The 18,955-nt window shown below is 69.6% G+C and carries 19 protein-coding genes; 9 read left to right on the forward strand and 10 right to left on the reverse strand.

Going from position 1 to position 18,955, the window contains the following annotated elements:
- Positions 1-2 precede the first annotated feature (2 nt).
- Both FZP69_RS17185 and FZP69_RS17190 read right to left on the reverse strand, forming a co-directional pair.
- Entirely contained in the window at positions 3-896 is an 894-nt protein-coding gene (locus FZP69_RS17185; RefSeq protein WP_152042606.1) for an ABC transporter permease, read from the reverse strand.
- Entirely contained in the window at positions 893-1,855 is a 963-nt protein-coding gene (locus tag FZP69_RS17190; protein WP_152042607.1) for an ABC transporter permease, read from the reverse strand. Before FZP69_RS17190 ends, FZP69_RS17185 begins: the two co-directional genes overlap by 4 nt.
- A gap of 337 nt (positions 1,856-2,192) precedes the next feature.
- Here FZP69_RS17190 and FZP69_RS17195 point away from each other — a divergent pair, with 337 nt between their 5' ends.
- From FZP69_RS17195 to FZP69_RS17210, 3 genes are all read left to right on the forward strand, one after another.
- Entirely contained in the window at positions 2,193-2,588 is a 396-nt protein-coding gene (locus FZP69_RS17195) for a hypothetical protein (RefSeq protein WP_152042608.1), read from the forward strand.
- A gap of 568 nt (positions 2,589-3,156) precedes the next feature.
- Positions 3,157-4,632: an ATPase domain-containing protein gene (locus tag FZP69_RS17205; RefSeq protein ID WP_152042609.1), complete on the forward strand. Its 1,476-nt coding sequence runs from the start codon at positions 3,157-3,159 to the stop codon at positions 4,630-4,632.
- Positions 4,633-4,708: 76 nt separating this feature from the next.
- The gene (locus tag FZP69_RS17210) at positions 4,709-6,301 is read left to right on the forward strand and encodes a PAS domain-containing protein (RefSeq protein WP_152042610.1); all 1,593 of its coding nucleotides are present in this window, start codon (positions 4,709-4,711) and stop codon (positions 6,299-6,301) included.
- A 115-nt stretch (positions 6,302-6,416) separates the two neighbouring features.
- Here FZP69_RS17210 and FZP69_RS17215 read toward each other — a convergent pair whose 3' ends face one another.
- Positions 6,417-6,914, reverse strand: coding sequence for a hypothetical protein (locus FZP69_RS17215; RefSeq protein ID WP_152042611.1), 498 nt, complete (start codon positions 6,912-6,914; stop codon positions 6,417-6,419).
- A 176-nt stretch (positions 6,915-7,090) separates the two neighbouring features.
- Here FZP69_RS17215 and FZP69_RS17220 point away from each other — a divergent pair, with 176 nt between their 5' ends.
- Positions 7,091-8,011: an NAD-dependent epimerase/dehydratase family protein gene (locus FZP69_RS17220; protein ID WP_152042612.1), complete on the forward strand. Its 921-nt coding sequence runs from the start codon at positions 7,091-7,093 to the stop codon at positions 8,009-8,011.
- A gap of 242 nt (positions 8,012-8,253) precedes the next feature.
- Here FZP69_RS17220 and FZP69_RS17225 read toward each other — a convergent pair whose 3' ends face one another.
- The 3 genes from FZP69_RS17225 to FZP69_RS22705 form a co-directional block, all read right to left on the reverse strand.
- Complete coding sequence (locus FZP69_RS17225; protein ID WP_240137678.1) at positions 8,254-8,904, reverse strand: hypothetical protein; 651 nt, start codon at positions 8,902-8,904, stop codon at positions 8,254-8,256.
- A gap of 7 nt (positions 8,905-8,911) precedes the next feature.
- Positions 8,912-10,255 carry an NRAMP family divalent metal transporter gene (locus FZP69_RS17230; protein WP_240137680.1) on the reverse strand — a complete coding sequence of 448 codons (1,344 nt, stop codon included), beginning with the start codon at positions 10,253-10,255 and terminating at the stop codon, positions 8,912-8,914.
- Between the two features lie 196 nt (positions 10,256-10,451).
- Positions 10,452-10,607 carry a hypothetical protein gene (locus FZP69_RS22705; RefSeq protein ID WP_192918628.1) on the reverse strand — a complete coding sequence of 52 codons (156 nt, stop codon included), beginning with the start codon at positions 10,605-10,607 and terminating at the stop codon, positions 10,452-10,454.
- A gap of 397 nt (positions 10,608-11,004) precedes the next feature.
- On the opposite strand from FZP69_RS22705, the gene FZP69_RS17235 reads away from it, so the two are divergent.
- Positions 11,005-11,580, forward strand: a complete 576-nt coding sequence (locus FZP69_RS17235) for a DoxX family membrane protein (RefSeq protein WP_152042613.1) — start codon at positions 11,005-11,007, stop codon at positions 11,578-11,580.
- Between the two features lie 178 nt (positions 11,581-11,758).
- Here the strand turns inward: FZP69_RS17235 and tenA are convergent, their stop codons facing one another.
- A complete protein-coding gene (gene tenA, locus FZP69_RS17240) occupies positions 11,759-12,430 on the reverse strand; it encodes a thiaminase II (RefSeq protein ID WP_152042614.1) in 672 nt (223 codons plus the stop codon).
- A gap of 112 nt (positions 12,431-12,542) precedes the next feature.
- Between tenA and thiD the strand changes: the two genes are divergently transcribed.
- Positions 12,543-13,919: a bifunctional hydroxymethylpyrimidine kinase/phosphomethylpyrimidine kinase gene (thiD, locus tag FZP69_RS17245; RefSeq protein WP_152042615.1), complete on the forward strand. Its 1,377-nt coding sequence runs from the start codon at positions 12,543-12,545 to the stop codon at positions 13,917-13,919.
- Between the two features lie 21 nt (positions 13,920-13,940).
- Here the strand turns inward: thiD and FZP69_RS23075 are convergent, their stop codons facing one another.
- A complete protein-coding gene (locus FZP69_RS23075) occupies positions 13,941-14,180 on the reverse strand; it encodes a hypothetical protein (RefSeq protein WP_152042616.1) in 240 nt (79 codons plus the stop codon).
- Between the two features lie 144 nt (positions 14,181-14,324).
- The gene (locus FZP69_RS17255) at positions 14,325-15,548 is read right to left on the reverse strand and encodes an MFS transporter (protein WP_152042617.1); all 1,224 of its coding nucleotides are present in this window, start codon (positions 15,546-15,548) and stop codon (positions 14,325-14,327) included.
- Positions 15,549-15,696: 148 nt separating this feature from the next.
- Between FZP69_RS17255 and FZP69_RS17260 the strand changes: the two genes are divergently transcribed.
- From FZP69_RS17260 to FZP69_RS17270, 3 genes are all read left to right on the forward strand, one after another.
- Positions 15,697-16,212 (forward strand): Mov34/MPN/PAD-1 family protein, encoded by a 516-nt coding sequence (locus tag FZP69_RS17260; protein ID WP_152042618.1) that lies wholly within the window; start codon positions 15,697-15,699, stop codon positions 16,210-16,212.
- Between the two features lie 205 nt (positions 16,213-16,417).
- On the forward strand, positions 16,418-16,957 hold the full coding sequence (locus tag FZP69_RS17265) for a flavodoxin domain-containing protein (RefSeq protein ID WP_152042619.1): 540 nt from the start codon (positions 16,418-16,420) through the stop codon (positions 16,955-16,957).
- A gap of 63 nt (positions 16,958-17,020) precedes the next feature.
- The gene (locus FZP69_RS17270; RefSeq protein WP_152042620.1) at positions 17,021-17,686 is read left to right on the forward strand and encodes a class I SAM-dependent methyltransferase; all 666 of its coding nucleotides are present in this window, start codon (positions 17,021-17,023) and stop codon (positions 17,684-17,686) included.
- Positions 17,687-17,932: 246 nt separating this feature from the next.
- Here FZP69_RS17270 and FZP69_RS17275 read toward each other — a convergent pair whose 3' ends face one another.
- Entirely contained in the window at positions 17,933-18,847 is a 915-nt protein-coding gene (locus FZP69_RS17275; protein WP_152042621.1) for a cobalamin-binding protein, read from the reverse strand.
- Between the last annotated feature and the right edge of the window lie 108 nt (positions 18,848-18,955).

Genomic DNA, 18,955 nt, shown 5'->3' on the forward strand with positions numbered 1-18,955 from the left:
GCTCAGAACCTCCGCTCGGAGACGTCGCGCGGGTCGAGCGCGTCGCGGAGCCCGTCGCCGACGAGGTTGAACCCCAGGACCGAGACGAGGATGGCCAGTCCCGGGAACAGCGACAGCCAGGGGGCCGAGACGAGGTAGCCGCTGCCCGCCGCCACCATCTGCCCCCAGGTCGGCGTCGGCGGCTGGACGCCCAGCCCGAGGAACGAGAGCGACGCCTCGGCGATGATGGCGAACGCCATCAGGAGCGACGCCTGCACCAGGAGCGGAGAGACGCTGTTCGGGAGCACCTCGCGGAAGACGATGTGGGTGCGCGAGTAGCCCATCGCGCGGGCGGCGTCGACGTACGCCTCCTCGGACACCGAGAGCGCCGAACTCCGGGCGATGCGGGCGAACTGGGGGACGTACACCACGCCGAGGGCGACGATCACGTTGGCGAGGCTGAAGCCGAGCGCGGCGACGAGGCCGATGGCGAGGACGAGCGCCGGGAACCCGAGGAGCACGTCGACGAGACGCATGAGCACCGTCTCGACGGTGCCGCCGACGTAGCCCGCGACGATCCCCAGGGGAGCGCCGACGACGGCCGCGACGACGACGGCGGTCACCGCGACCTGGATCGACACCTTCGCGCCGTAGACGGTCCGCGCGAGGACGTCCCGGCCGAGGCTGTCGGTGCCGAACGGGTGCGCCGGCGAAGGGGGTGCGAGCACGGCGAATCGCGGGTCGAACGGGCTGTACCACAGGGTGGTGACGATTGCGTTGTCGAGGAACGCGTCGTCGACGAAGGAGACGACGCCCACGACCGAGACGAACGCGACGACGACGAGACCGGCCACCGCGAGGCGGTGCCGGCGGAACGAGCGCCAGACGCGAACCCGACGCGAGCGTGCGGTGCTCATCCGGACTCCCCCCGTGTCCCCACCCGCGGGTCGAGATACGCGTACGCGAGGTCGACGACGAGGTTCACCAGCACGAACAGCGTCGCGACGACGAGGACGGTCCCCTGCACGGTGGGGTAGTCCTGCTGGCGGACGGCGAGCCAGATCAGCCGACCCATCCCCGGCCACGCGAACACCTGCTCGACGACCACGGTCGCCGAGAGGAGGTAGCCGAACTGGAGGCCCGCGACGGTGACGACGGGGAGGAGCGCCCCCTTCAGCGCGTGGCGGACGAACACCGTCCGCGCGGGGAGCCCCTTCGACTTCGCCATTCGGACGTGTTCGCGCGAGAGCGCGTCGAGCATCGACGACCGGGTCTGCCTGGCGAGCAGCGCCGCGAACGCCGTTCCGACCGTGATCGCGGGCATGGCGACGTGTCTGAGCGCCGCGACCGGGTTCTCGAGGGGTGAGACGTAGTTGCCCGGCGGGAGCACGCCCAGAGAGCGAGCGAACACCAGGATCAGGACGAGCCCGAGCCAGAAGTTCGGGACGGAGATGCCCGCGAGCGCGGCCGTGGTGACGGCGTAGTCCGAGAGCGTCCCCTTCTTCGCGGCGCCGACGACGCCCGCCGGCACCGCGATGGCGACCGCGACGACCATCGACGAGACGGCGAGAAAGAGCGTCGCCGGGAGGCGGCTGGCGACGAGCGACGCGACGCTCCGGCTCTGCGTGAGCGAGCGCCCGAGGTCGCCCTGGAGCACGCCGAAGAGCCACTTGCCGTACTGGACGTACAGCGGCTGGTCCAGCCCGTACTGGCGGCGGAGCCGTTCGACGTTCTCCTCGGTCGCCTCGATGCCCAGGAGGTTCACGATCGGGTCGCCCGGCGCCGAGTGGATGATGACGAACACGACCACGCTCACCCCGAACAGTACGGGGACCGTCTGGAGGATCCTGACACCGACGTATCTGAGTCGGTTCATCGTACGCGGAAGCGGGAACCGATCATCTATCCCGGCTACCGTCGGCCTCCAGCGCCGTGCCGGTGATGGCGGCCGCCGTGCCGTCGAGTGTGCTGCTCATGTCTCGCCGATGTGTCCGGCCGGTATTTGTACCTTTGTGCGCCTCGATCCAGCGATCGACGACACAAGACGTTTGCCGCTCCCGGCGACAGCCACGAACGATGACACCCGCCAGCGACTGGCGACAGGCCGACGAGCCCCGCCGGTCCGACCGTGGGTCGACGGCGACAGCCGTGGGACGTGGCGTGTGGCCGGGCGGCACGGGAGGGGCGTAGCCGTGGCGAGTGCCGCGAAGCCGATGCAGCCGGATCGGGAGTGGCTGTGGCTCGCCGGGCTGTTCGGGATCGTGATCGGTGCCGTCGGACTCGGCCTCGCAGTCGCCGGTGGTCCGGTGCTCGACGACCTCGTCGAGTTCCACGTCGTCGACGACGAGTCCATCACGGGCCTCGAGGTCAGCGTCGACCGACTGAGCGACGACGGCACCAGATCGGTCCAGCGAACGCGTGTCGACGGGGGGACCGACGTGGTCGTGTTCGAGACGACGAGGGTCGGGAGCTACGCGGTGGAGCTGACGCGGGGCGAAGCCACGTGCAGCCGGACGGTGACGATCAGGAACCGGGACGGGGAGCTCGAGCCGGCCGTCCGGCGGCCCGCCGACGGGGGTGCGTGTCCCGTCTCGTTCTCCGTCCAGTAGGCTGTACGCGCTCGGGGAGGGAACTCGGGCGGGTTCGCCGTGCTGGTTCACGCGGAAACGCGTCGTCCGGGTCGTACCGACGTTTCAGTACGGTCAGTCGCTCGTGGTTGTTACCGGAGGCCGCCCCGATCCGGTCGTCTCCCGGGGAGGAACGGAACCGAGAGGCGCAGTCCGGACCGAGGCGTAACAGCGGCGTTCGTCGGGTGCCGTCGCCGTGAACTCCCGGTGAACCGGAGAAAGTCGCCCGCGACCGCGAACGGGTCGACGAGTACGCCAGCGAGCACCGTCGGTCCGACCTCGTGGAGGGCGAACGCGAACGCCGTCACCACCCCGACGCTGCCGCCGCCTCCCCGGACGATCCAGAAACGGTCCGGGCTTCTTCGTTCTCGCTCGCGCGGACGCCGGCGACGAACGCGAGGCCCAACCGGGAGCCGACCGGGAGCCGATCCGAGACAGGCACTCGAGGGCGATCCGGGGAGTCGATGGAAGACTCAGTTATGAGATCCACTGGTGTAGCGCGGCCTATATCGGCCAAAAGACTATATCAACTGGTTTCGTCGAACAGCCCATGTCATCCCCCGCAGATACTCGGTTCTCGACAGGAATTACGGGGTTAGACGAGGTTCTCGGCGGCGGACTCATTCCACATCGGAGTTACATGCTGAGCGGCGACCCGGGGACCGGGAAGACGATACTCGGGCTACACTTTCTCACCGTCGAGGACGAGAAGTCGCTCTACGTCAACCTCGAAGAGCCGGCCAAAGAGATCGCCCACAACGCGGCAGCAGTGGGCATCGACACCGACGACGTCACGTTTCTCGATCTCAGTCCCGGCACGGACGTGTTCGTCGACGAACAGGAGTACGACCTCTTCCTGCCCGACGAGGTCGAGGGACCGTCGCTGCGGTCGGCGATCGTCGACGCGGTCGAGGAGGTCGAACCCACCCGGATGTTCATCGACCCGCTGTCGGAGCTCCAGCACCTCTCGCCCGACAGCTACCAGCTCCGCCAGCAGGTGTCGTCGCTCCTCCGCTACCTCCGCGAGCAGGGAGTGACGCTCCTCTTCACGTCGCAGGCGACCGTCGACGTGCCCGACGACGACCTCCAGTACCTCAGCGACGGGACGTTCGAGCTGACGAACACGGACGCCGGACGTCGTCTTCGCGTCTCGAAGTTCCGTGGGTCGCACACGCAGAGCGGGAACCACACGATCCGGATCACGGACGAGGGGATGCGCGTCTACCCGATGCTCGTGCCGGACGGACACGAGGTCGAGTTTACCCACGAGTCGGTGTCTGCCGGGATTCCCGAGGTGAACCAGTTACTTGGGGGCGGCCTCGGCCGCGGAACGGTTACCATCTTCAACGGACCGAGTGGTGTGGGGAAGACGACGCTCGGCGCGCAGTTCATGAAAGAGGCCGCGGGCCGCGGCGAGCGCTCGGTCATCTACATGTTCGAGGAGAGCACCCGCACCTTCACCACCCGGTGTACGGCCGTCGACATCCCGGTCGACCGGATGGTCGAGCGGGGAACGCTCGCCATCGAGGAGGTCCAGCCGCTCACACAGTCGCCGGCGGAGTTCGCGGCGATGGTGCGCGAGGAGGTCGAAGAACGGGACGCGCGGGTCGTCCTCCTCGACGGCATCGACGGCTACCAGCTGTCGCTCCGCAGCGACTCGGACGACCAGCTGGCGCGCGAACTCGGCGCGCTCTGTCGGTACCTGCGGTCGCGCGGGGTCACGACGCTCCTCGTCGACTCCTCGGAGCAGATCACGGGCGAGGTCCGGGCCACGAGAGGCGGGGTCAGCTACATCGCCGACAACATCGTCTTCCTGCGCTACCTCGAGATACAGGGCGAACTCCGGAAGGCCATCGGCGTGCTGAAGAAGCGCACGTCGGACTACGAGCGGAGCCTCCGCGAGTTCCGGATCACCGAGTACGGAATCTCGGTCGGCGACCCGCTCCGGTCGCTCCGGGGGATCCTCAGTGGGACGCCCGAAGTCGTCGACTCCGACCCTGGAAGCGAGGAGTTCGGCGGGCACTGAGAACGGTGCGACACGTGATACGACGATCGGGGACCGAAACAGGACCCACGGGCCACGGCCCAGCCACGACACAGCCATGACCGACGAGTCTTCGGACGCCGGGACGCCCGACGGCAGCGAGCCCGGAGCGGTGTCCCAGTCGGCGAGGCAGGCCGGTGGACCGTCCATCGTTCCCCCCGGAGGGCTGGCAGCGGACGGATCGGAGCCACACGTCCTGTTGCTCTTGCGGGACGACCGGAACCGACGGCTCCTCTCGGAGTTGCTCGCCCCGGAGACGACGGTCACCGCGACGACTGACGCCGCCTGGCTCGACGAGGACGTCGACCTCTGCATCGTCGACAGGCAACTGCTCGCCCGCCACCGCGACGCCCTCGTCACGCGGCGGGCGACGGCCGAACCGCTGTTCTTTCCGATCGTCCTGATCGACCGGGACGATACACCCACGCCCCCGGAGACGTGGGCGGTCGTCGACGAAGTGGTGTCGGTGCCGGCTTCGCGAGTCGCGCTCCGTGCACGGCTCCGGAACCTCCTGGTTCGCCGTCGACAGAGTCGCCGTCTCGCCGACCGCGAGGCCGAACTCGAGATGGTGCTCGCCGAACTCCGGGTCCGCGACCGCGCGATCACCGAGGCACCGATCGGGATCAGCATCGCCGGCCCCACGGACGTGGACAACCCGCTGGTGTACGTCAACGACGCGTTCTGCGGGCTGACGGGCTACGACCGCTCGGAGATCGTCGGGCGGAACTGCCGGTTCCTCCAAGGGAGGGGGACCGACGAGCAGGCCGTCCGCGAACTGCGGCGCGCCATCGACGCCGCGGAGCCGGTGAGCGTGGACCTCGTGAACTACACGCGCGACGGTGAGCGCTTCTGGAACGAGGTCGACGTCGCCCCCGTCCGCGACGACGACGGCGAGGTGACGCACTTCATCGGGTTCCAGACGGACGTCACGGAGCGGAAGCTCCACGAACAGCGGGTGAGTGTCCTGAACCGGGTCCTGCGACACAACCTCCGCAACGAACTGAACATCATCGACGGCTACATCGAGGCGCTCGCGACCGACGAGGCGCGCGACCGCGACGATGCGGTCGAGCGGATCGAGGCGTCCGTCGGCCGACTCGTCCAGCTCGGCGAGGAGGTCAGACACGTCGACCGCATCTTCAGCGACCTGTCGTCGAACGATACGGTCCAGTCCGTGTCGAGCCTCCTCGAAGAGATCAGATCCGGGATCACCGCACAGTGTCCGGACGTGACGGTGCACGTCGACGGCCCCGACGATCCCGTCTACGTGAGCACGGGAGCGCTGTCGATCGGCTGCGTCGACTACCTCGCCATGCTGCTCGGCGGCGACCCGGGCGACGGTCGGCGGGTCTCGGTCGTCGCGACGCACGACACGGCCGCCGAACTCGTGCGAATCGAACTCGCCGACGACGGCACGGGGCTGACCGAGGCGGAGTGGGCCGTGGTCGAGACAGGGTACGAGACGCCACTCGAGCACACGGACCGGCTCGGTCTCTGGGTGCTGCGGTGGGTGACGACGATGGCCGGCGGGGAACTGGTCCGGCCGGAGGGGCCGGACGGAGGACTGCAGGTGCAGTGTCCGGTCCGCGACCCGCCGGCAGACGGAGGAGGCGACCCCGAGACGGGACGTGGCGACGCGACGACGACATGACCGACGAGGTCGACGTGACCGACGAGGTCGACGCGACCGACGACGAGTCGGCCTGAGTCCGGGCACGGCCGCGTGCCCGCCGGCGGAGACGAGGCTACCGACGTCGGGGCTGGGTCTAACAGGAGAACCGGTCGGGGTCGAACCGGGAGGCGGAGGGGTACTCCGCGGCGCGGCCGTCCCAGACGCCGGCTCGGTCGACGGCACGGTCGGCGCTGTCACCCGCTGCGCGCGCCGTCGCAGCCTCCACCCAGTAGCCACAGGCCTCGACGAGCGCGAGACTCCGGCGGTACTGCCGTACGGCGCGGTCGTGGACGGCGGTACACCGTCCCGAGGTGGCCTCGCGGGCGTTGTCGAACTCGCTCGCGGCCTCGTCGAATCCGTCGCGGGCGGCCGCGAACCGCGTGGCGGCGTCGCCCCAGCGGTCGGCCGCGTAGCGCTCGTCCGCGGTCGACCGCGTCGACTGGGCACGCTCGAACGCGTCGAGGCCCCGGTTGAACGCCTCCACGGCAGGTCTGAACTCCCGGGCCCCGCCGCCGGTGAACTGAGAGAGACAGCCGGAGAGACTGACGCCGGCGACGACCGTTCCGCGCGCGAGCAGCGTTCGTCTACGCATGAGGACTGTCACGAGTGCCGACGTGATGAATCTTCGTCCGCGGCTCCCCCGGCCGGTGACGTCGGACGGAGCGAGCCGGACCGACGTCGCGACGGGAGCGACGATATAATATCCGCCGCGTGTCCCGCAGTGTCCGAACCACGTCGTTTTTTAACACCTCGTTCGACAGCAGGAATATGGAGGGGAAGACAGTCCTGGTCACGGGCGGCGCCGGGTTCATCGGCTCGAACCTCGCGAACACCCTGGCCGAGGACAACGAGGTCGTCGCGGTCGACGACGAGTATCTGGGAACACCCGAGAACCTGAACGACGACGTGGCGTTCGTCGACAAGAGCGTCCTCGACGACGACCTGCCGACCGAGGGGGTCGACGTCGTGTTCCACCTCGCGGCGCTGTCATCGTACGCGATGCACGAGGAAGACCCCTGCAAGGGCGTTCGTGTGAACATCGAGGGGTTCGTCAACACGGTGGTACAGGCGCGCGACGACGGCTGCGACACCGTCGTCTACGCGTCGACCTCCTCGATCTACGGCGACCGGACCGAGCCGTCGCCCGAGGAGATGGACGTCGAGACCCGGACGGGGTACGAGGCGTCGAAGCTCGGCCGGGAACGGTACGGCGAGTACTTCTCACACCACTACGACATGACGATGGCCGGGATGCGCTTCTTCTCCGTCTACCAGGGATACGGCGGCAACGAGGAGCACAAGGGCGAGTACGCGAACATCCTCGCACAGTTCGCCGACGACATCGCCAACGGTCGCTCGCCGAAGGTCTACGGCGACGGGAGCCAGACCCGCGACTTCACCCACGTCGACGACATCGTCCGTGGTCTCGTGGCCGCCGCGGAGCACGAACTCGACGGCATCTACAACCTCGGCACCGGCGAGAGCTACGACTTCAACACCGTCGTCGAGCTGCTGAACGAGGAGCTGGGGACCGACGTCGAGCCGACGCACGTCGAGAACCCCATCCCCGACTACGTCTACGTCCACGACACCATGGCCGACATCTCGAAGATGAAGGCGGCGACGGGCTGGGAGCCACAGATCGAGTTCAGAGAGGGCGTCGAACAGCTCTGCGCACAGTACAAGTAAGCGCCTCACTCTCGTCCCCCCCGAGAGGCGCGTGGGGACAGCACCGAAGTCGTGTCACCACACCGACACCGTTAACTGGGAGGCGTCGCAAGACTCGGGTGCCGGTACTCGACCCAACATCCCCCCTTCCCCCCCCACCGAGTCCCGGCATTTTCTGGCTCCCCACGTCGGGCGGATCGGCGATCTCCCGCCCCGACGCTCGAGCAGTCCGCTCGCGAACAGCCGTAACCACGGGTCCGACGTCACCACAGCCGAACGACCCGATCGGCGCCCGCTTCGAGCGCGTCGAGCGCCGCCCGTTCCCGTCTCGACACCGCGTCGTCGCTCCCGAGTTCGTCGCCCGCGAACGCGTTCACGACGGCGACCGTCGCGTGCGCGCAGTACGCGAGGAGTCGGTCGGGGTCGCCGGATTCGTGCTGGAACGCGATGGTCGCGTCGTTCACGAAGACGGCGCGGGGCGAGGCGGGCGCCCGGTCGAAGAGCCGGGCCGCTCCCGTCGCGTTCTCGCGGGCGAGCGCGACCGCGTCCGCGTCGGTCTCCCCCTGGGTCCGTGGCGCGTGTGCGTCGAGGACGCCCTGCCAGAGCCCGCTCTCCCACCAGCGAACCGTCGTGCGATCTCCGCGCGTGGTCGTCGCCGGCTCAGCGCGGTCGAAGCGGTCCGTGAATCGGTCCAGTCGTCCACCGAGGAGACGGCCGTCGCGTTCGACCTCGGGCCCGAAGTCGAACACGACGACGCCCGCGGCCCCGTGAGCATCGAGCCACCGCTCCAGGGCGCGGGCGGTCAGCGTCGTCTTGCCAACGTTCGACGGTCCGACGACGAGCGTCGTCCCGGGTCGGGGGAGCGGGGACAGTTCGTCGTCCTCGGCTTCGGCCTCGCGGCCCGGATCGTCCACCACGGTCTCACCCACTCGCCGGCGTGTGACGGCCCGGACGGGTGCGGACGAACTGGACGACGAGCGCGACCGTCGCCACCGCGAGCACGACGGCGAAGCCGACGACGAAGAGGGTCATCGGATCGCGGAGGCCCGCGGCGACCCGTCGCCGAACGAACGAGCCGGCCGTCGTCGCCGTCACGGCGACGAGAGCGACTCCCGCGAGGTTCGCGAGGCGCGGGTTCGGTTCGGGGACCGCGTCGGAGTTGAGGAGCACGAGCACGACGACGAGCGCGAACGGGGTGCCGACGAGGCCGAACGCGAGCACGAGCACGAGGAGCGGGAAGAACGCGCCGCCGACGAACGGTCCCGCCGCCGAGAGGAGCGCGAACCCGACGAGCAGCCAGCGGTAGCGGTCGTCGGAGACGTCGGTCTCCCAGCCGAGTTTGTCGGCCACGAGGAAGGGCGGGACGACGGTGTTGCCGCCCAGCGTCGACACCGCCGCGCCCCAGAGACCGACGAGGAAGAGCCACTTCGCCGCGGGGCCGACGAGCGGGCCGAGCGTCTGGGCGGCCGACACCGCGGTGAGGTCGCCCGCCTCGATGCCGGGCGCGTGGAGCACGCTCGCGGCGACGAGGAAGATGGCGAGGCTGTACAGCCCGAACGCGCCGAGCATCGAACTGGCGACGTCGAACGTGGCGAGCCCGTAGTCGTCGCGGGTCCACTCGCGCGCGCGCATCGTGTACGAGTGCATCGTCACGAGCGTGATGTGGACCGCCCCGCCGAGGACACCGGCAGCGACGAGCGCGCCGTCGACACCGGCAGGAACCCGGGGAACGAGTCCCGAGACGGCGGCGACGGGATCGAGCGGGACGACGAACAGCGAGGCGACGAACGCGACGACGACGCCCGAGACGAGGAGCTTCGCGACGAGTTCGAGGAAGCGATACCCCCGGCCGGCCAGCCCGACCGCGAGGACGACCGCCCACGCGACGCCCCAGGCGCGCGCGTCGACGCCCGTCACGGTCTGAGAGACGTCCGCGAGCCCCTTCATGATCACCAGCTGGGCGAGTCCCGCCGCGAGCACCACGTCCGCGACGAGGAGCCACGCCCACCGCTCTCCGAGGTGATCCTCGACGACGTCGACGATGCCGCGTTCCGTGAGGAGGCCGAGCCGCATCGCGAGGTACTGTGCGACCGCGCCGAAGACGGCGGAGGCGACCACGACCCAGAGGAGCGCGTAGCCGAACGAGGCCCCGGCGGTGATGACCGACGCCATCGTCGCCGGCCCCGCGGCGATCGCGCCCGCGACCCAGGCCGGCCCCATCTCGCCGACGTACGACCGGAGACCACCCGTGCGTGCATCTGGCATACCGTCGCGTTGCTCGTCACCGCACAAAGGTTTTACCTAGTCGTACTACCGAGTGATACCCGTCACGGTGCGCAGTCGGTCGGTCGGGTCGTCCACGGGGTCGGACGGCGCGTCGCCGGCGCGAGGGGGCCGGCTGATGGGACGGTCGACCCCCCAGCCGAGCGAGACGACCCGCCGACGCGACAGTCACGCGCGCTCAGACGGCGAGTTCGTAGAACAACGAGGCTCCGAGGACGAGCGTGCTCGCGCCACCGAGCCCGAGGGCGGCGGCCGTGTTGGGTGGGTACGCCGCGGCGGTGAACACCGCGAGGTGGAGGCTGACGACGAAACCGAGTGTCGTGTTCCGTTTCACGCTTCGCACGAGGCGACCGGACCGATTAAGCGTGGGGTGAACCGCACCGTGCCGCGGGCGCGGCTCGGTCGGCAAGGCCGTCCACGGGGTCGGTCGGCGCGTCGTCGAACCGCCGCACCGTGGTCGAGAGGCGTCGGACTCGGACGTCGTGTCGGCGACCCAGAGGGCAAAACGGCCACGAGCGTGGAGCTACCTGCCACGCCGACGAACGCTCAGAGGGTGTCGGGGATCGACGACGCGGAGCGCCTGTAGTACGGATCGGACGCGAGGGGTCCGGAAGGACGAGAGGCCGCCAGTCGGCTGGAGACGGGGACGCGAGAACGATTTTCACGAACCGGGAACCGCCTTTCGGGTTAATACTTCGGACATCCGTTCACTCAGGTAGAGGAGAACAACGATGTCCACTCGCACTCGGACGCTCGATGCTGAACTGTTCGGCCGTGAAACACACTTCGAGTACTCGGAGTACTGGCTCGGCTACGCGATCATCGCCATGCGCGTGACGATGGGGTGGGTGCTCCTGCAGGGTGGGTTGACCAAACTCGTCACCTACCTCGACGCGAACCCCGAGAACAACTGGACTGCCGCGGGCTATCTGGCCAACGCCATTCCCGAGGGTAACCCGTTCATGGGTGTCTGGGCCGGCATGGCCGGCTCACCGCTCGTCGACGCCCTCGTGATGTGGGGGCTGACGCTGACGGGGCTCGGGCTGATCCTCGGTGCGCTCGTGCGCTGGAACGCGTTCTGGGGCGCCGTGATGATGCTGTTCTTCTGGGCGGCGGCCCTCGAAGGCGGCCTCATGGCGGGGCTCCCGCTGGCACACGGCTGGGTGGTCGACGACCACCTCGTCTACGCGTTCCTCCTGTTCGGCCTCGGCGCGATCGGCGCGGGTCGGATCCTCGGCCTCGACGAGTACATCGAGAGACTGGACGTCGTCCAGCAGAACTCCTGGCTACGCTGGCTGCTCGGCTGAGCGACCGGACATCGGCCACGTCGTGGCTGGGAGTCGTGCCACGTGACGGATGGCTGTTTTTTGCGATAGCGTTCGATGGTACTCGTACGCCGCGTCGAAGAGACCGACTTCGCGGTCGACCGCCCGACCGGTGTTGTGAGCGACGCGCGCCGTGTGATCGACGAGACTGGCGACCACGTCACACCGACACCGCCCACTCCTCCTCGCGCCAGGCGGCGTCCCAGAACCGGTACTCGTACCGTCCGGAGGTGACGAAGCGCTCGCGGTAGCGGGCTTTCGTCTCCTCGTCCGCGGTCGCCGCGACGTCGTCCATCAGACCGAGACACCACTCTGTGAGTTCCGAGAAGTCGTCGCCGGCGTACATGTCGATCCACGCGGCGTAGCCGTCGTGGTCGGGGCGGCCGCGTTCGTCGAGCCGTTTCGCCGTCTCGTTGAACCCCCACATACAGGGCAGGAGCGCGGCGACGAGGTCGCCGAACGGGTCGAGGGCCGCCGTCCGGACGAGGAAGTCTGTGTACGCTCGCGTCGTGGGCGAGGGATCGGTCGCTTCCAGGTCGGCCTCGCTGATCCCGAACGCCGCCGCGTACGACCGGTGGAGAGCCATCTCGGTGTCGACCGTCGAGTGGAGGAGGTCTGCGAACGTGTTCATGCGAGCGAGGTCCGGGGCCTTCGCCGCACCGAGAGCGAACAGCCGGCTGTACTCGACCAGGTAGACGTAGTCCTGGCGGACCCAGTAGCGGAAGGGTGACTCGTCAAGCGTCCCCGCGCCCAGCCGTGAGACCATCGGGTGGTCGACGATGGCGTCCCAGAGCGTCTCCGCGGTCGGTTCGAGCGTCTCGGTGAACGACATGGACGCGGATGCCCGGGCGACCGCAAAAGTGTTATGACGAGATTGTATAACTCGATGATATGCGAGAGAGACGCAGCAGCCAGTCGCGCGGCGGCGAAGCGTGGGGGCGGGAATGAGCCGACGCGCAGTCCCCGACGCCCGGGCCGTAGCGCTCACCATCGCCGGGAGCGACTCCGGGGGTGGGGCGGGCATCCAGGCCGACCTGAAGACGATGGAAGCCCACGGCGTCTTCGGGACGAGCGCGATCACGGCCGCGACAGCCCAGCACACCCGGGGCGTCGAGTCGACGCACGTGCTGCCGGTCGACGAGGTGGAGGCACAGATCGCGGCCGTCCGCGACGACTTCGACGTCGGTGCGGTCAAGACCGGGATGCTGGCGACGGCAGCCATCGTCGAACGCGTGGCCGACCACGCCCGCGACTGGGCGGTCCCGTTCGTCGTCGACCCGGTGATGGTCGCCACGTCGGGCGACCGACTGCTCGCGCCCGAGGCGGAGACGGCGTACGAGGACCTCCTCGCGGCGTCGACGCTCGTGACGCCCAACGCGGACGAGGCCGCGGTCCTGACCGGGATCGAGATCACCGACGAGGAGACGATGCGGGCCGCGGGCGACTCCCTCCGCGAGCTGGGTGCCGACGCGGCGCTCGTGAAGGGTGGCCACGTCGACGGCGACAGCGTGGTCGACCTGCTCGCCACCGCCGAGGGGACACGCCGCTTCGAGAGCGAGCGCGTCGACACCGCGGCGACCCACGGCTCCGGCTGCACGCTGTCGAGCGCCATCGCCGCGCACCTCGCGCGGGGTGCGTCGCTCGAAACCGCGGTCGAAGCCGGCGTCGGATTCGTGCGCCGGGCAGTCCGCTACCCGCTCGACGTCGGACGGGGACCGGGTGCAGTCCACCACCTCGTCGACCTCCGCGACCGTGCGGCACGCGACGAGACGGGGGAGGACGTCGAGTTCGTCGTCGAACAGCTGACCGACGCGGGGGTCGAGACGCGTGCGATCGTCCCCGAGGTAGGGATGAACGTCGTCGGGGCGACGCCGTACGCCGAGGAGACGGGCGACGTCGCGGCGGTCGAGGGGCGCATCACCCGGACCCTGTCGGGCGTGCGCCCCAATCGCGGAGTCAGGTTCGGCGCGTCGAGCCACGTCGCTCGCTTCCTGCTCTCGACGCGGGAGTTCCACGACTACCGGTTCGCCGCGAACTGCCGGTTCGACGAGGTGGTCGAGGAGGTGCTCACGACTCACGACTGGCAGGTCGCGTCGTTCGAGAGAGCAGAAGAGCCGACGGCCGAGGAAGAGGCCTCGACGATGGGGTGGGGGGCGCGGCAGGCGTTCGCGGACCTGGGCGAGGACGAAGCGCCACCGACCGTCGTGGTCGACCACGGCGACGTCGGCAAGGAGCCGATGGCACGGGTGCTCGCCGAGGACGCCGAGACGCTCATGAAGCGGCTGGTCGGGCTCGCGGTGTGGGTGTCTGCGCGCCGATGAGCCGGTCGGGGGGCTGCCGGACTACCCGCCGTCGTCGGGTCGTTCGCCAGGTTCCGGATCCGACGTCCCATCGGTCTCCGAACTCGACGCCCTCTCCCCGTCCGTGGCGCGAGTCGCGTGGTGCGGCCCCAGCGGGCCGTGCGTCGGACACGAACCGACGATGGGCGTCGCGTTGAGACAGCACGCCCGTCGCCCACTGGCGACCAGACCAGTTCGGAGTTCGGCCCCGCAGCGTCGGCACCGGAGCGTCTCGTCTCCCATACATCGAGTCGTCGGCGCGATGTGGTAACGCTCACGGTCCAGTGGGGACGTCGTCGCGCTCGTGAGCCGTGGAGCGGTCGTCTCGCGCTCGTGAGCCCGGTGTGACCCGCACGACGGGTGTGAGGAACGCGTCGGCAGCAGTGCTCAGTCCGCGGCGGCCGCCGACTGGCGCTTCGCGGCCGTCCGTGGCGGGAGGCGGGCGTACAGGAGCGCCGCGACAGCGGCCAGCCCCGCCAGGACGAAGAACGCCTCGTCGAACAGGCCGCTGTCGGCGAACGCGCCGACGAGCGTCGACCCACCGGCACCCACGAGGAAGAACCCGGTCCGGAGGACGCCCCAGGCGCTACCCTGCACGTCCGGCGGGAGGACGTCGATGACGTAGGCGTTCGAGACGGGTGCCATCGCGAGACGGGTCCCAACGAAGGCGACGACGACCGCGACCGAGACGACGCCATCGACGAACGGGATCGCGGCGGCCGACGCGACGGCGACGAGCGCGGTGACCGTGAGCACCCACCGCTCGCCGATCCGGTCGGCAGCCGTCCCGCCGAGGAGCTGTGAGACCGCGCCCGCGACGAACAGAAGCGCGAACAGCCCCGTCGCCGTCGCCTGGTCGAACCCCTTGACCTCGACGAGATACGTCGGGAGAAACGCCGTCAACCCCTGGAACGCGAACAGGAGGAGCGTCGCCGCGGCGACGGCGCGGGCGATCGCTGGCACGCGGACCGCAGCCAGGACGCCACCGACGAGCGACCGGGCGCGTCGTGGGTCGTCGGCCCGGCGGTCGGGGACGGTCGCCCACGCGAAGCCGGCGAGGACGACGAACGGCACCACGAGGACGCCGAGGAGCAGTCGCCAGCCGACCCGGCCGACGAGCGATCCCGCGACGAACGGGAGGACCGCCGAGCCGACGCTACCTGCGGCGAGCGTCGCGCCGATGGCCGCCCCGTCGTTGCGGGGGAACGACCGCGAGATCGACGTCCCCCGAGCGGGGCCATACAGCCCCGTCGTCAGCCCGAACAGTCCACAGCCGACGAGGAAGACGAGGTACGTCGGGGCGACCGCGACGGCGACGACCGCCGCACCCGTGAGCGCGAGACTCCCCGCGAGCAGCAGTCGCTCGCCCACGCAGTCGATGAGCACGCCGCCGGGTGCCTGCATCACCGCGTACGCCGCCCAGACGACGGAGACCGCCAGCCCCGCGCCCGCGTTGCCGACGGCGAACGTCGTCTTCACTTGGGGGAGGACCGCCGGCAGGAGAAACCGCGCCCCGACGACGAACAGCCAGCCGAGGGCGACGGCCACGAGCAGCCCCGCCCGTCCGTCGGCGAGGAGCCGTGAGACCACGGCCCGGAGTCTCGTGTCCATACACCACCCTTCTGAGGACGGGGGTTTGTGCCTCGTGGTTCCGGCCGACGTCGGGGCGGGTGTCGTCGCCGGGCGGCGCTCGATCACGCGGAGGTGAGCCCGCCCAGTGCCGGGGAACGTTTATGCGAGGCGACCCCCAGCCCAACGTATGCCCCTGTTCCGGTCGAGCGAGCTCCTCGGCATCGCCCGGGAGACGATGGAGTTCGTCCTCGACGCGTGCGAGGAGAGTCACCCCGACGAGTACATGGGCTTTCTCCGCGCGGAGGACGCCCGCCAGCTCGGGCTCGACGAACGCGGACAGGTGATCACGGACGTCCTCGTGATCCCGGGGACGGAGTCGAACCCGGTGAGTGCGACGGTCAAGTCGACGATGAAGCCGAACGATCTCAAATCCGTGGGCTCGGTCCACTCACACCCCAGCGGTGCGCTCCGCCCGAGCGACGCGGACCTCGACACGTTCGGACAGGGCGAGGTCCACATCATCGTCGGCGCGCCGTACGGCTGGGGCAACTGGAAGGCGTTCGACGGTCGGGGCGAACAGACCCACCTCGACGTGCTCGACGTCGACCTCCCCGACGAGCGCTTCTTCGACTTCACGCAGGCGGAGATCGACGCCGAACTCGAGGACGACAGCGGCGGCGGCTTCCTCTCGTGGCTCCGGTAGCCTGGACCGGGTATCACCCCATCTCGACGGGGAGCGGAGGCGGGTGTTCACCGATAACCAGCGGACCGCACTCACCACTCACACCACCGATAGCTAAGCATGTCGTCGACGTAGCGATGCTCGTGAGTCACAGGTCGCGACACCACACCGGCGGAGACGCACGGATCGGACGGACGCGCTCGGGACGGGGGCGGGAGCGCCACTGATGGCTCGCGTCGCAGTGATCTACGGCACGACGGAGGGGCAGACGGCGGCCATCGCCGAACGGATCGCCGGGGTGCTGGCCGACGCCGGCCACGACCCGGCGCTCCTCCACGGGGCCCACCTCCCTCCCGGGTTCGAGATCGAGGCGTACGACGGCGTCGTCGTCGGCGCGTCCGTCCACGTGGGGAGACACCAGCGGTACGTCACGCGCTTCGCCCGCGAGCACGCGGCGGCGCTGAACGGGATGCCCGCTGCCTTCTTCTCCGTGAGCCTCACCGCCGCGGCAGGGACCGACGAGGCCCGCGAGACGGCCCGCGGCCTCCTCGAGGAGTTCCTCACCGAAACCGAGTGGGAGCCCGACGCGACCGCCGTCTTTCCGGGCGCGCTCAGGTACAGCGAGTACGGGCTACTCACGCGGTACGCGATGCGGCGGATCGCGAAACAGTACGGTGAGGACACCGACACCTCGCGAGACTACGAGTACACCGACTGGGACGCGGTCGACCGGTTCGCGACCGAGTTCGCCGGACTGCTGGAGTAGCACGAACTACGGGCCCCGCGACGTCACACGACCCTTGAAGCTCGCGCGTCCCCTGGCGTCGGTATGACCACCTGGGACGAGCGCTTCCGAGCGGGTGAGTATCCGACCGAGCCGGAGCCGTCGCCAGTGCTCCGTGCGATGGTCGAGACGTTCCCCGACGGCCGGGCGCTGGACATCGCCACCGGCACCGGTCGCAACGCGGTGTTCCTCGCCGAGTGTGGGTACGACGTGGACGCCATCGACCAGTCCGAAGAGGGGCTCCGCATCACGCGCGAACGCGCCGCCGAGCGGGGCGTCGGCGACCGTCTCTCGCTCACGCAGGCCGACGCCAGGGAGTTCGGCTACCCCGTCGCGGCGTACGACGTCGTGACGATCAGCTTCTTCCGGACGCTGGACCGGCTGAACGACGTCAAGGACGCGCTGACGCCCGGTGGCGTGCTGTTCTATCAACACCACCTCCGCTCGCCGGAGGCGACCGTCGGACCGAGCGACGCCCGGTACCGGTTCCGGGCGAACGAACTCCTCCACGCCTGTCTCGACCTCACGGTGCTGTACTTCGAGGCGTCCACAGAGCACGTCGGAGAGGGTGCAGGTGCCGGCGTCGACGACGGCGAAGACGACGACGAACGCGTCTCGTCGACGGCGACGGTCGTCGCGCGGAACAGCCACGGCGGGTCACAGTCGTATCCTGAGAGTCACTGGACCCGACTGGGAGAGTCGCGGCGGTAGTCGACCGTTCACGGAGTTCCCGTCTGTCGACCGTCATCGGTCGTGATGGTGGACCGTACCTGACGGCTATTTCCGTCCGGCCAACGCGGAGTGCCGGTCGCCCCGCACGCAGGGCGATGCCGGGGGACGCCACCGGGCCTACAATGTTCACCGGACCGGGAGGTTTCACCGGAAACGTAGTGTCCAATATATAGATTCGGTGGATCCACCGTCGTGGCACCCACGCCCGGAAGAGCGTGGTCGTGGTCAGTTCGTCGGCTCGGTCGCGGCCGGTAGCGGGCGAACCACGTCGGCCGGCGGGTCGTCGAAGCGGTCGGGGTGGACGACCGCAGCGAGGTGTTCGAGCGTGTCGACGAGACGCGGCCCGGGACGGTTGAGGTGGTGGTGGCCGTCCATCGCGTAGGCGCGCCCGCCGCGAACGGCACGGAGCTCTTCGAACCCCGGTCGCGCCGTGAGATCGGCGAGCGTCTCGAACGTCCGATCGAGCGTGAAGCCACAGGGTGCGGCCACGAGAACCGCGGGGTCGGCGTCACGGAGTGTCGACCACCGGACCGGTCCCGACCGCTCGCCGGGGTTCGCGAGGACGAACTCGCCGCCGGCGAGCGCGACGAGTTCGGGCACCCAGTGGCCACCCACCATCACGGGATCGAGCCAGTCGAGGACAGTCACTGTCGGCGCGTCCGCCCCGTCGACGCTGGCGGCGACGGCATCGACGCGCCGGCGTAACGACGAGACGAGCGCAGCGGCCTCGTCGGTACGGTCGAGCACCCCTCCGATCCGCTCGACGTCGTCGAAGACGTCCGTCAGGCTGTGCGGGTGGGTCGCGACGATCTCGGCGTCGAGTCCCAGCTCGGCGATCGTCTCGCGGACGACCGCCTCGTCGACGGCACAGACGTCGCAGAGCCCCTGTGTGACGATCACGTCGGGGTCCAGGTCGCGGAGGCGCTCGCGGTCGAGTTCGTAGACGCCGTCGGCACCCACTGCCTGCACCTGGTCGTCGATCGACGCACTCGACCCCGTCGTGTCGACGCGGGAGCGGACGACGGTCGGCGTGTCACGGACCCGTGGGGGGTAGTCACACTCGTGAGTGACCCCGACGGGGTCGACGCCCAGCGCACAGACGATCTCTGTCGCCGACGGCAGGAGCGAGACGACACGCATACCACCTCTTGTGACCGCGCGAGCAAGAGTGTAGGGTGCGAGCGACGCGTCGAACATCAGGCGTCGGACGTCGGGAGCCCAGCGACCCGCGTCACTGAACGACGAACG

This window comes from Salinigranum salinum, assembly GCF_009176545.1.
Classification (GTDB): Archaea; Halobacteriota; Halobacteria; order Halobacteriales; family Haloferacaceae; genus Salinigranum; species Salinigranum salinum.